This is a genomic window from Pseudomonas nitroreducens TX1, assembly GCF_000313755.1.
GTDB classification, from domain to species: Bacteria; Pseudomonadota; Gammaproteobacteria; order Pseudomonadales; family Pseudomonadaceae; genus Pseudomonas; species Pseudomonas nitroreducens_A.
Window position 1 is genome coordinate 16,241 of record NZ_AMZB01000134.1, and the last position, 11,843, is coordinate 28,083.

11 protein-coding genes are annotated in these 11,843 nt (G+C 65.3%); 8 read left to right on the forward strand and 3 right to left on the reverse strand.

Going from position 1 to position 11,843, the window contains the following annotated elements; translation table 11 throughout:
- Nucleotides 1-12: 12 nt before the first annotated feature.
- Complete coding sequence (locus tag C167_RS0125960) at nt 13-699, forward strand: NrdJb (RefSeq protein WP_017521239.1); 687 nt, start codon at nt 13-15, stop codon at nt 697-699.
- 352 nt (nt 700-1,051) lie between these two features.
- Here the strand turns inward: C167_RS0125960 and C167_RS0125965 are convergent, their stop codons facing one another.
- Both C167_RS0125965 and C167_RS0125970 read right to left on the reverse strand, forming a co-directional pair.
- Nucleotides 1,052-2,002 carry a homoserine kinase gene (locus C167_RS0125965; protein WP_017521240.1) on the reverse strand — a complete coding sequence of 317 codons (951 nt, stop codon included), beginning with the start codon at nt 2,000-2,002 and terminating at the stop codon, nt 1,052-1,054.
- 34 nt (nt 2,003-2,036) lie between these two features.
- Nucleotides 2,037-2,324, reverse strand: a complete 288-nt coding sequence (locus tag C167_RS0125970) for a DUF2782 domain-containing protein (RefSeq protein WP_017521241.1) — start codon at nt 2,322-2,324, stop codon at nt 2,037-2,039.
- Between the two features lie 74 nt (nt 2,325-2,398).
- Between C167_RS0125970 and polA the strand changes: the two genes are divergently transcribed.
- Complete coding sequence (gene polA / locus C167_RS32970) at nt 2,399-5,140, forward strand: DNA polymerase I (protein ID WP_017521242.1); 2,742 nt, start codon at nt 2,399-2,401, stop codon at nt 5,138-5,140.
- Between the two features lie 277 nt (nt 5,141-5,417).
- Here polA and yihA read toward each other — a convergent pair whose 3' ends face one another.
- Nucleotides 5,418-6,080: a ribosome biogenesis GTP-binding protein YihA/YsxC gene (gene yihA, locus C167_RS0125985; protein WP_017521243.1), complete on the reverse strand. Its 663-nt coding sequence runs from the start codon at nt 6,078-6,080 to the stop codon at nt 5,418-5,420.
- 180 nt (nt 6,081-6,260) lie between these two features.
- On the opposite strand from yihA, the gene C167_RS0125990 reads away from it, so the two are divergent.
- The 6 genes from C167_RS0125990 to C167_RS0126015 all read left to right on the forward strand — a co-directional run bounded on the left by C167_RS0125990 (nt 6,261) and on the right by C167_RS0126015 (nt 11,837).
- Nucleotides 6,261-6,551 (forward strand): c-type cytochrome, encoded by a 291-nt coding sequence (locus C167_RS0125990; protein WP_017521244.1) that lies wholly within the window; start codon nt 6,261-6,263, stop codon nt 6,549-6,551.
- A 46-nt stretch (nt 6,552-6,597) separates the two neighbouring features.
- Nucleotides 6,598-7,203: a c-type cytochrome gene (locus tag C167_RS0125995; RefSeq protein ID WP_017521245.1), complete on the forward strand. Its 606-nt coding sequence runs from the start codon at nt 6,598-6,600 to the stop codon at nt 7,201-7,203.
- 178 nt (nt 7,204-7,381) lie between these two features.
- Complete coding sequence (locus C167_RS0126000; protein ID WP_017521246.1) at nt 7,382-8,023, forward strand: thiol:disulfide interchange protein DsbA/DsbL; 642 nt, start codon at nt 7,382-7,384, stop codon at nt 8,021-8,023.
- 12 nt (nt 8,024-8,035) lie between these two features.
- Complete coding sequence (locus C167_RS0126005) at nt 8,036-8,908, forward strand: endonuclease/exonuclease/phosphatase family protein (RefSeq protein ID WP_026079285.1); 873 nt, start codon at nt 8,036-8,038, stop codon at nt 8,906-8,908.
- Nucleotides 8,905-10,887, forward strand: a complete 1,983-nt coding sequence (locus tag C167_RS0126010) for a GGDEF domain-containing protein (protein ID WP_017521248.1) — start codon at nt 8,905-8,907, stop codon at nt 10,885-10,887. Before C167_RS0126005 ends, C167_RS0126010 begins: the two co-directional genes overlap by 4 nt.
- Before the next feature lie 179 nt (nt 10,888-11,066).
- Nucleotides 11,067-11,837 (forward strand): DeoR/GlpR family DNA-binding transcription regulator, encoded by a 771-nt coding sequence (locus C167_RS0126015; RefSeq protein WP_017521249.1) that lies wholly within the window; start codon nt 11,067-11,069, stop codon nt 11,835-11,837.
- The last annotated feature ends 6 nt before the right edge of the window (nt 11,838-11,843 follow it).

The following is an 11,843-nucleotide window of genomic DNA, read 5'->3' on the forward strand; positions in this document are numbered from 1 at the left end:
CTGGAGAATGCTATGAGCGTCAAGATCAACCAGAAGATCAAAGGCTTCCAGGTGGTGGACGTGGCCGAGGAAAAGGCCCGCGTGGAAGCCGCCGCGGCCGCCGCCGTGGTGAAGATGGACGAAACCCTGCAGCGCCCCGAGCTGCTGGTGGGCGCCACCTACAAGATCAAGTCGCCGCTGTTCGAGCATGCGCTGTACGTGACCATCAACGACGTGGTGCTCAACCCCGACACCCCGTACGAGCAGCGCCGGCCCTTCGAGATCTTCATCAACTCGAAGAACATGGACCACTTCCAGTGGATCGTCGCACTCACCCGGATCATGTCCGCGGTATTCCGCAAGGGCGGTGACTGCACCTTCCTGGTGGAAGAGATGAAGGCGGTATTCGACCCGCGCGGCGGCTACCTCAAGCGCGGCGGCATCTATATGCCGTCGATCGTGGCCGAGATCGGCGCGGTGGTGGAGCGTCACCTGGTCGCCATCGGCCTGATGGAAGGCCCGCAGCTGGACGAGGAGCAGCGCCTGTATCTGGCCGAAAAACGCGCTGCCTACGAAGCCGCCCAGGGCACCAACAAGGCCGAACCCGGCGAAGGCTTCCCCGCCGGCGCCCAGTTGTGCGGCAAGTGCAACACCATGGCGGTGGTGCAGATGGATGGCTGCGCCACCTGTCTCAACTGCGGGCATTCGAAATGTGGGTGAGCCCGCTCAAAACGCATGCGTTTTGAAGGGCGAACGACCGGCCATGGATGGCAGGGCCGGGGTTGACCTTGAGCAGGGGCGCAACGGCAGGGATGCCAGCTCCGAATTAGATCTTTATGCCCGCATGCGGCGTCGCCCCGCGAACGACCGGCCATGGATGGCAGGGCCGGGGTTGGCCTTGAGCAGAGGTGCAACGGCAGGGATGCCAGCTCCGAGCTAGATATTTACGCCCCCCGCTTCACACCGGACTGCTCTTCTGTAGGAGCGAGCTTGCTCGCGAACGGCCCCGGAGTGGAGTTGGTTCGCGAGCAAGCTCGCTCCTACAGGTCCCGCGTCGCGATAAAATCCAGGGTCACAACGCAAACGGCAAATGAATCTCCACCTTCTGCCGCTGCTCCAGCCGCCGCTCGAATTCGCTCGGGTCGTGGATCAGCACGTCCTGCCCGGCAAACGCCTCGGCCGCAATCAGCCGTGACAGCCAGAAACGCACGCATGCCACCCGCAGCATCTCTGGCCACAGCTCGGCCTCCAGCGCGGTGAACGGCCGCTTGGCCGCATAGGCGGCCAGCAGGGCGCGGGCGCGCGGGCCATCGAGGGTGCCGTCGTCCGTCGAGCACCAGTCGTTCACGGTGATCGCCAGGTCGTAGAGCATCCAGCCGGAGCTGGCGTTGTAGAAGTCGATCACCCCCGCCAGGTGCGGACCGTCGAACAGCACATTGTCGCGGAACAGGTCGGCGTGCAGGTTGGCGCGGGGCAGGGCCGGTTGTTCGGCGAGCAGGCGGGCGATTTCTTCCAGGGCATCGCCGAGCAGGGTCGCGGCGTTGCCGGACAGGTGCGATTGCATCGCCTCGCCTTCATGCAGCATCCAGCTCAGGCCACGGTCGCTGGGGCGCTCGATGATCCGCTCGCGGGTGGCGAGGTGCAGGCGCGCCAGCAGGTCGCCGACTTCCTGGCAATGATGGTTGTTCGGCGAGCGTTCGTGGCGGCCAGCCAGGCGCGGCTGCAGCAGCGCCGGCTTGCCTTCGAGCTGGCGCAACGCCTCGCCATCCTTGGTGCGCAAGGCATAGGGCACCGGCAGGTTGGCCTCGTGCAGCACGTCCAGCAGTTCGATGAAGAACGGCATCTCCTGCACCGGCCCGCGCTCCACCAGGGTCAGTACGAATTCGCCGCGCTCGAGGCTGACGAAGAAATTGCTGTTCTCCGAACCTTCGGCGATGCCGCGAAAGTCGCGCAGGCGGCCGAGGCCGTAGGGGGCGAGGAAGTCTTCCAGGGCCGGACGTTCCAGAGGGGTGAATACCGACATGCTCAATCCTCTGGAGCGTCGTGGAGGGGAGGGTTTACCAGCTGAAGATCTGCCACTGCGGGATCAGCTTGTCGGGCTGGTCCGAGCGGATGAAATTGCCATCGCTGCCGTCCTGGCGCACCAGGAAGTACGGCTTGCCATGCTTGGGGATGACCTTGATGGCGTAGAGAAAGCCGTTCACGCGGTATTCCTGGATGGTCTTGTCGCCTTCCTGGCGGATGGTCACATCCGGTTCCGGCGTCGGGGCATCGTCCGCCGCCAACACGGTGGTCGCGCCAAGACCCAGCAGCGCGGCGAGCAACAGGCGGTTCAACGTACGCATGATAACCTTGTCCCTTTGTCGAATTGGCTACGGACATTTTAGCCCGAGCCCTTCTGAAAAGGTTGATTCCCCTCATGAGCCAAGCACCCCTCGTCCTCGTGGACGGCTCGTCCTACCTGTATCGCGCTTTCCATGCCCTGCCGCCGCTGATGACCTCCACCGGCATGCCCACCGGCGCGGTGAAGGGCGTGCTGAACATGCTCAAGAGCCTGCGCAAGCAATACCCGGACAGCCCCTTCGCGGTGGTCTTCGATGCCAAGGGGCCGACCTTTCGCGATGCGCTGTTCGCCGAGTACAAGGCCAACCGCCCGTCGATGCCGGATGATCTGCGCGTACAGGTCGAGCCGCTGCACGCCAGCGTGCGGGCGCTGGGCCTGCCGCTCTTGTGCGTGGACGGCGTAGAGGCGGACGACGTGATCGGCACCCTGGCCCGTCGCAGCGCGGCGCTGGGGCGCGCGGTGGTGATCTCCACCGGCGACAAGGACATGGCGCAGCTGGTCGACGGCCACATTACGTTGGTCAACACCATGACCGGAAGCGTGCTCGACCCCGATGGCGTAAAAGAGAAATTCGGTGTCGGTCCTGAGCTGATCATCGATTACCTCGCGCTGATGGGCGACAAGGTGGACAACATTCCCGGCGTGCCCGGCGTCGGCGAGAAGACCGCGCTCGGCCTGCTGGTGGGCGTCGGCGGCGGCCTGGACGTGCTGTATGCCAGCCTCGACAAGGTCCCCGAACTGCCGATCCGCGGCGCCAAGGGCTTGCCGGCCAAACTGGAAGAACATCGCGCGATGGCCTTCCTCTCCTATGAACTGGCGACCATCAAGACCGACGTCGAGCTGGACGTCGAAATTGACGCGCTGCACCCCGGCGAGCCGCAGCGCGAGGCGCTGATCGGCCTGTATCGCGAACTGGAGTTCAAGAACTGGCTGGACGACCTGCTGCGCGAAGCCAAGGAGGAGGGCGGCGGCGATGCCGAGACCGTGTCCATCCAGGCCACTGCGAAGTACGACACCGTTCTTGAGCAGGCGCAATTCGATGTCTGGCTGAAGAAGCTGGAAGCCGCCGAGCTGATCGCCTTCGACACCGAGACCACCAGCATCGACGCCCAGCAGGCGCAGGTGGTGGGGGTCTCCTTCGCCGTGCAGGAAGGCGAGGCCGCCTACGTGCCACTGGCCCACAGCTATATGGGCGTGCCCGCCCAGCTGGACCGCGACACCGTGCTGCGCGCGCTAAAGCCGCTATTGGAAGACCCGGACAAGCGCAAGATCGGCCAGCATGCCAAATACGACATGAACGTCCTGGCCAACGCCTCGACGCCCATCGCCGTGCAGGGGATCGCCTTCGACACCATGCTCGAGTCCTACGTGCTGGACTCCACCGCGACCCGCCACGACATGGACAGCCTGGCGCTGAAGTACCTCGGCCACGGCACCATCCGTTACGAGGACATTGCCGGCAAGGGCGCCAAGCAGCTGACCTTCGACCAGATCGCCCTGGAACAGGCCGGCCCCTACGCCGCCGAGGATGCCGACGTCACCCTGCGCCTGCACCAGACACTGTGGCAGAAGCTGGAGGCGATCCCGTCGCTGGCCAGGGTCCTCACCGAGATCGAGATGCCGCTGGTGCCGGTGCTGGCGCGTATCGAGCGCAACGGCGCACTGGTCGACGCCAACCTGCTCGGCAAGCAGAGCGTCGAGCTGGGCGAGAAGATGGTCGAGTTGCAACGCCAGGCCTATGACCTGGCGGGTGAGGAGTTCAACCTCGGCTCGCCCAAGCAGCTGGGCGCCATCCTTTATGAAAAGCTGGGCCTGCCGGTGCTCTCCAAGACCGCCACCGGCCAGCCGTCCACCGCCGAGAACGTTCTTGCCGAGCTGGCCGAGCAGGACTACGAGCTGCCCAAGGTGATCATGCAGTATCGCTCCATGAGCAAGCTCAAGAGCACCTACACCGACAAGCTGCCCGAGCAGATCAATCCGCGCACCGGACGCATCCACACCAGTTACCACCAGGCGGTGGCCGCAACCGGTCGGCTGTCCTCCAGCGACCCGAACCTGCAGAACATCCCGATCCGTACCGCCGAGGGTCGTCGCATCCGTCAGGCCTTCGTCGCGCCTAAGGGCTACAAGCTGCTGGCGGCGGACTACTCGCAGATCGAACTGCGCATCATGGCTCACCTGGCCAAGGACGAAGGCCTGCTGGACGCCTTCCGCCACGACCGCGACGTACACCGTGCCACCGCCGCCGAAGTCTTCGGCGTGCCGCTGGACGAGGTGACGGGCGACCAGCGCCGCAGCGCCAAGGCGATCAACTTCGGCCTGATCTACGGCATGAGCGCCTTCGGCCTCGCCAAGCAGATCGGTGTCGACCGCAAGGAGGCCCAGGCCTACATCGATCGCTACTTCGCCCGCTACCCGGGCGTGCTGGCGTACATGGAGCGCACCCGCGCCCAGGCTTCCGAGCAAGGCTTCGTCGAGACGCTGTTCGGCCGCCGCCTGTACCTCCCGGAGATTGCCTCGAAGAACGGCGCCATGCGCAAGGCGGCCGAGCGCACCGCGATCAACGCACCGATGCAGGGCACGGCCGCGGACATCATGAAGCGCGCCATGGTGGCTGTGGATAACTGGCTGCAGGACAGCGGCATCGATGCCCGCGTCATCCTCCAGGTACACGACGAACTGGTGCTGGAAGTGCGCGAGGATCTGATCGATCAGGTCCGGGACGCGATCCGCCCGCTGATGAGCGGCGCGGCCCAGCTGGACGTACCGCTGGTCGTCGAAGCGGGCGTCGGTGCGAACTGGGACGAGGCGCACTGACGACCGGACGAACGGTCAAAGGGCCCGCCTGCCGGGCCTTCTGGCACGATTGTTCGGGTCCTTTGGCGTGAGCCCGGAAAAAACTTCCGTGACCCGCTGAACTTTCCCGCGAAGAGCCGAGTCAGAACTCGTGAATGGCTGGTGAAGCCCTTCGATGCTCCTTTGCAGTGTTTAGTGTTGGCAGATTACTGGACCCCGCCCTAGCGGTCCGGACTTAAACCCCGAACTTCCCCCTCCCCATACGAAGCTCGGGGTTTTTTTTGCCTGCGATTTGGCCTCAGGCCTCCTCGGCGGCCTCCTCTTCTTCCTCGTCCAGCAGGCCCAGCCAGCCGGCCAGGACCAGCTGCGCCTCTTCCACGCCCTGGCGCTTGGGTGCCGAGAACAGCTGCAGGGTGGCGACATCGCCCCAGCCGTCGAGAATTTCCTTGCGGGTCTTGAGCAGCGCGTTCTTCGCCGCGCCATAGGCCAGCTTGTCGGCCTTGGTCAGCAGCACGTGGATCGGCAGCTGGCTGGCCTGGGCCCAGTCGAGCATCAGGCGGTCGAAATCGGTCAGCGGGTGGCGGATATCCATCAGCAGCACCACACCGGCTAGCGCATTGCGGCTGGAGAGATAAGCTTCCAGGTGCTGCTGCCAGTGCAGCTTCAGTGGAATCGGCACCTTGGCGTAGCCGTAGCCGGGCAAATCGACCAGGCGGCGTTCGTCATCCAGGCGGAAGAAGTTCAGCAGCTGGGTGCGGCCGGGAGTCTTGGAGGTGCGCGCGAGGTTCGCGTGGGTCAGCGCATTCAGCGCGCTGGACTTGCCCGCGTTGGAGCGGCCGGCGAAGGCGACTTCCAGGCCGGAGTCTTCCGGGCACTGGTTCACCTTGGCGGCGGAAATAAGGAAAGTGGCCTGTTGGCAGAGGCCGAGAATCGGGTTTTTCGTAGCGTTCTTCGAGGACATGAGTGACTTCGCAGCGGGTGCGACGCGGTGTCGCGGGGGGCGGTTTCGTTTCCGTTTGGGCATCGGAAGTATATAATGCCGCGGATTTTGTGTGCGCTTTATCCCCCAGGGTCGAGCCACACGGGAACGTTGGAGTCCGCGCAAACAAGAACGCGGATGTTCCCTGCGATGAGGATAATCATGAAGAAACTGCTGTTCGCAGCCATCGTTGCCGCGCTGGCATCCAGCGCCCTGGCGGCCCAGGATCCGGAAGCCGTTTTCAACAGAGCCTGTGGCGCCTGCCACAATGGTCAGTTGCCAATGGCGCCGAAGAAGGGCGACGCCGCCGCCTGGAAGCCGCGTCTGGACAAGGGCATGGACACGCTGGTGCAACACGTGACCAACGGTTTCAACGCGATGCCGCCTCGCGGCCTGTGCACCGACTGCAGCGCCGAGGATTACCAGACAATTATCCAGTGGATGTCGAAGTAACTCCCAGGCCTTACTCTTTCACCCTTAGCCGTTATTGGATTAGCTGATGAACAAATTGATCGTGAGTCTGCTGTTGACCCTGGGTCTTGTCGGTGTCGCGCACGCCGCTGGCGATGCCAAGGCCGGTCAGGCGAAAGCTGCTGTCTGTGGGGCCTGCCACGGCGCCGATGGCAACAGCATGGCGCCCAACTTCCCGAAACTGGCCGGGCAGGGTGAGCGTTACCTGCTCAAGCAGATGCACGACATCAAGGATGGCAAGCGTACCGTGCTGGAAATGACCGGCCTGCTGACCAACCTGAGCGACCAGGACCTGGCAGACATCGCCGCCTACTTCTCCAGCCAGAACGGCAGCGTCGGCGCCGCCGATCCCAAGCTGGTCGCCCAGGGCGAAGCCCTGTTCCGTGGCGGCAAGCTCGCCGAAGGCATGCCGGCCTGCACCGGTTGCCACAACCCGGCTGGCCAGGGCAACGCCGAAGCCGGCTTCCCGCACCTGGGTGGCCAGCACGCGGCCTACACTGCCAAGCAGCTGACCGCCTTCCGCGAAGGCGAGCGCACCAACGACGGCGACGCCATGATCATGCGCAGCATCGCCGCCAAGCTGTCCAACAAGGACATCGCCGCGATCTCCAGCTACATCGAAGGCCTGCACTAAGCAGCCATCTGGCGCAAACGCCGGAACGAAAACTGCTTCGAAAAAAAGGGTGGCTTCGGCTGCCCTTTTTTGCATCCGCCCCCACTACAATGCTTCGAACCGTGTCTGGCCCCTGCGGTCAAACCGCTTCATCCCGCCTCGCACAGCGTGGCGGTTCCGCTCAGCCAAGGAGTGAACCATGCGTAACCTGATTTTCACCGCCGCTCTTGCCTTCGCCGGCCTGTTCGCCGTCAACGCGAACGCCGCCGACTTCGAAGCGGGCAAGAACTACACCGAGCTGAACCAGGCCGTCCCGGTCTCGCAGCCCGGCAAGATCGAGGTGGTGGAGCTGTTCTGGTACGGTTGCCCGCACTGCTATGCGTTCGAACCGACCATCAACCCGTGGGTCGAGAAGCTGCCGGCCGACGTTCACTTCGTGCGTATCCCCGCCATGTTCGGCGGTCTGTGGAACATCCACGGCCAGCTGTTCCTGACTCTGGAATCCATGGGCGTGGAGAAGAAGGTGCACCACTCGATCTTCGAGAAACTGCACAACAACCCGAAAGCCCTGACCACCCCGGAAGAAATGGCTGACTTCGTCGCCGAACAGGGCGTGGACAAGGCCAAGTTCCTCAGCACCTACAACTCCTTCGCCATCAAGGGCCAGATCGAGAAGGCCAAGAAGCTGGCGATGGCCTACCAGATCAGTGGCGTGCCGACCCTGGTGGTCAATGGCAAGTACCGTTTCGACATCGGCTCGGCCGGTGGCCCGGACGAGGCGCTGCAGCTGGCTGACCAGCTGATCGCCAAGGAACGCGCCAGCGCCAAGGCTGCTCAGTAAGGTCCGACGACGATGCTGCGCCGGCGGACTCGTGATCGTGTCGCAGGGGCCTGTGTCCCGCGGGTGAACGCCGCCCATGGCGCTCCCGCTGGCCTGCCCGACGACGGCCGGCTACGCCTGCTCAGCTTCAATATCCAGGTGGGTATCAGTACCGAAAGGTACCGCCACTACCTGACCCGCGGCTGGCAGCACCTGCTGCCGGCCGCTGGACGCGCCAGCAACCTGCAGCGCATCGGCGAGCTGCTCCACGACTACGACGTGGTCGCCCTGCAGGAAGCCGATGGCGGCAGCATCCGCTCCGGCAACATCAACCAGGTCGAACACCTGGCCCAGCTCGGTGCCTTCCCTTACTGGTACCAGCAGCTCAACCGTAATCTCGGGCGCATTGCCCAGCACAGCAACGGCCTGCTCAGCCGTCTGCAGCCCACCGCCCTGGAAGACCATCCGCTGCCCGGCCCGCCCGGACGCGGCGCGATCCTGATGCGCTTCGGCGAAGGCAAGGACGCGCTGGCCTTGGTGATGATGCACCTGGCACTCGGCGCGCGGACCCGCACCCGGCAGCTGGCCTACATCCGCGAACTGCTGCAGGACTACCGCCATCATGTGCTGATGGGCGACATGAACACCCATGCCACTGACCTGCTGGAAAGCTCGCCGCTGCGCGACCTCCAGCTGATCGCCCCGCAGGTCGAGGCTACTTTCCCCAGTTGGCGCCCGCAGCGCTGCCTGGACCACATACTGCTCAGTTCCGAGCTGGCGCTGGAGCGCGTCAGTGTCCTCCCGCATCCGATTTCCGACCACCTGCCGGTGGCCGTGGAAATCCGCCTGCCGGATGCCCTGCGTTCGTCCTCGTCGCTCGCCTTGCGCGGCGAGGCCCCTGAATGAGTCGCGACGACGACCAACGCTGGAAGCAGAAATACCTGGATAACCTCGAGCAGCAGGAAAAGCTCGAGCGCCGCTGGGATGCCCGCCTCGACCTGCTGCGCCGCGGCCTGGTGCGCAGCAGCCTGGCTGCCGAAGGCAGCGACAAGGTGGTGGATGCCTGCATGAAGGAGCTGCGCGAGGTGCTGCGCCGCGACGACATGGACGCCGGCCTGTCGCGCCTGATCCCCCAGCTGGAGAAGGCCGTGCTCGATTCCGAGCAGCGCCGCCAGCAGCGCGTCGAACAGAACATCGCCGCCTTGAGCCAGCTTTCCCAGCAGTTGTTGACCGTGGACATGCCGGGCGATGTGCGCAAGCCGCTCAAGCGCCTGGCCAAGGACATCCCCAGTCGCGCCAGCAGCTCCCGGGAACTGCCGGCGCTGCTGAGCGAGCTGAGCCGCCTGCAGCGCCAGGTGCTGGACCATTTTGGCGATGGTGGCGGCGAGCAGCGCCCCGGATTCCTGCAGCGGTTGTTCGGCAGCCGAGACAGTGATGACGCGGAAGCGTCCGAAGCGCCGCGCGCCAAGCCTGCCGCCGCAGCTGCCGCGCTCGGCGCGGAACCGGAACCGGAAGCGGAGCCGGCGCCTGTCTTATCGCAGTCAGCCGCACCCGCACTGGCCGGGTCCGCTGCGGTTGAAGCGGTGGCTGCGCCCATCGCGATCCCGGCCGAAGCGGTGGCCCCGGCCGTGACGGCAAAGCCCATTGCTGAGCCTTCGCCGGTCGCGCCTGCAGAATCGCCGACGACGGTGCCCGGCCTGGCTTCGACCTTAGAGCCGGCCGGCCGCGATGAACCGGTGCTGCTGGACAGCCTGCCGCTCCCGCCCGGCCTGTTCGGTACGCGCGAGGACGCGCAGCAGGCGAATGATCCCTACGCCCTGCCGCCGCGCCCGGAGCCCGGTTACAGCGCCGTGGCGCCGCACATCGAGGCGAGCCTGCTGCGGCTGCTCGATGAAATGCACCTGCCGGCCGCCCAGCAGATCCAGGCCGAGGCCCTGCGTTCGCGCATCCATGGCAGCCTCAACTGGTACGAACTGGTGCCGGTGCTGGACGATCTCGGCGTGCTGGTCCTCTCACTCAACGACAGCGGTCAGCGCGAGTTCGAAGGCTACCTGCATCAGCTCAACGACCGCCTGGGGGCCTTTCTCGACGGCCTGCAGGCGGTGCAGGAAAACCATAGCGGCACCCGTTCCAGCGCCCGCGCGCTGGACGACACCCTGCGCGAGCAAGTCAGCGGCCTGAAGGAAAGCGTACTGGAGGCCACCGACCTGGAAGGCCTCAAGCGCAACGTCGAGTCGCGCCTGCAGGGGCTGGTCGGCACCATGGACCGCTTCCGCGAGGAGCGCGAGGTCCGTGAACGCGAAGTGGGCGAGCGCATCCAGTCGCTGGTGACCCGCGTCGCCAGCATGGAAGAGGAAGCCCGCACCTTCCAGGCGAACATCGAGGACCAGCGCCAGAAGGCCATGACCGACCCCTTGACCGGCCTGCCCAACCGCGCCGCCCTCACCGAGCGCCTGGAGCTGGAAGTTTCGCGCTGGCAGCGCCACGGCGGCGACCTGCTGCTGGCGGTGATCGATGTCGACCATTTCAAACGCATCAACGACGACTTCGGCCACCTGGCCGGCGACAAGGTGCTGAAGATCATCGCCAACGAGCTGGCCAAGCGTGTGCGCAAGACCGACTTCATCGCCCGCTACGGCGGCGAAGAGTTCGTCGTGCTGCTGCCGGCCACACCGCTGGCGGGCGGACAGCAACTGCTCGACGTGCTGCGTGGCGCCATCGAGGCGTGCCCGTTCCACTTCAAGGGCGAGCGCCTGAGCATCACCTGCTCGGCGGGGCTGACCGCTTTCCGCGACGGCGAGCGCGCCGAAGCGGTGTTCGAGCGTGCCGACCAGGCGCTGTACCGCGCCAAGCGCGGTGGGCGCAATCGCCTCGAAGTCGATTGAGCCCACGGCGCTTCCTCTAGGAGCAGGCCTGCTCGCGACCCACGCCGCTGCCGGCAGCCTCGCGGACGAAGTCCGCTCCTACAGAAGCTCGCTTCCTTTCGTCCCGGAAATTCTTGACGAACGAAAGAACTTGAGTTTTGATTCGCACGCTTATCTTTCTAATCGAAACTTAATCGTTCATGTCGAAACGCAATACTCCCCAACGCCGCCATGACATCCTGGCGCTGCTTGCCGAACAGGGCGAGGTCAGCGTGGACGATCTCGCGCGCCGCTTCGCCACCTCCGAGGTGACCATCCGCAAGGACCTGGCTGCCCTGGAAGGCAACGGCCTGCTGCTGCGCCGCTACGGTGGAGCGGTGCCGATGCCCCATGAACTGATCGCCGAGCCGAGCCAGCCGCTGTCGCGCTACAAGCAGGCCATCGGCCGCGCTGCGGCTGCCTGCATCCGTGAGCACGCGCGGATCATCATCGACAGCGGCAGCACCACCGCCGCGCTGATCCCGGAACTGGGCCGCAAGCCCGGCCTGGTAGTGATGACCAATTCGCTGAGCGTCGCCAATGCCCTTCGCGAGCTTGAGCGCGAGCCGGTACTGCTGATGACCGGCGGCACCTGGGACCCGCACTCTGAGTCGTTCCAAGGCCAGGTGGCCGAACAGGTGCTGCGCTCCTACGATTTCGATCAGCTGTTCATCGGCGCCACCGGGCTGGACATCGAGCGTGGCACGACGACTTTCAACGAACTGCTGGGCCTGAGCCGGGTCATGGCGGAGGTCGCCCGCGAGGTGATCGTCATGGCCGAGGCCGACAAGCTGGGCCGGCGCATTCCCAACCTGGAGCTGCCCTGGAGCAGCGTCCAGACCCTGATTACCGACGAACGCCTGAGCGATGAAGCGTTCGAACTGATCCAGACGCGCGGCGTGAAAGTGATCCGCGCGCGCTGCGAAGACTGACAGGAG

Bases quoted from the DNA above. Each gene is read 5' to 3' on its own strand.
- C167_RS0125960 (WP_017521239.1), top strand. From the start codon at position 13: ATGAGCGTCAAGATCAACCAGAAGATCAAAGGCTTCCAGGTGGTGGAC.
- C167_RS0125965 (WP_017521240.1), bottom strand. From the start codon at position 2,002: ATGTCGGTATTCACCCCTCTGGAACGTCCGGCCCTGGAAGACTTCCTC.
- C167_RS0125970 (WP_017521241.1), bottom strand. From the start codon at position 2,324: ATGCGTACGTTGAACCGCCTGTTGCTCGCCGCGCTGCTGGGTCTTGGC.
- polA (WP_017521242.1), top strand. From the start codon at position 2,399: ATGAGCCAAGCACCCCTCGTCCTCGTGGACGGCTCGTCCTACCTGTAT.
- yihA (WP_017521243.1), bottom strand. From the start codon at position 6,080: ATGTCCTCGAAGAACGCTACGAAAAACCCGATTCTCGGCCTCTGCCAA.
- C167_RS0125990 (WP_017521244.1), top strand. From the start codon at position 6,261: ATGAAGAAACTGCTGTTCGCAGCCATCGTTGCCGCGCTGGCATCCAGC.
- C167_RS0125995 (WP_017521245.1), top strand. From the start codon at position 6,598: ATGAACAAATTGATCGTGAGTCTGCTGTTGACCCTGGGTCTTGTCGGT.
- C167_RS0126000 (WP_017521246.1), top strand. From the start codon at position 7,382: ATGCGTAACCTGATTTTCACCGCCGCTCTTGCCTTCGCCGGCCTGTTC.
- C167_RS0126005 (WP_026079285.1), top strand. From the start codon at position 8,036: ATGCTGCGCCGGCGGACTCGTGATCGTGTCGCAGGGGCCTGTGTCCCG.
- C167_RS0126010 (WP_017521248.1), top strand. From the start codon at position 8,905: ATGAGTCGCGACGACGACCAACGCTGGAAGCAGAAATACCTGGATAAC.
- C167_RS0126015 (WP_017521249.1), top strand. From the start codon at position 11,067: ATGTCGAAACGCAATACTCCCCAACGCCGCCATGACATCCTGGCGCTG.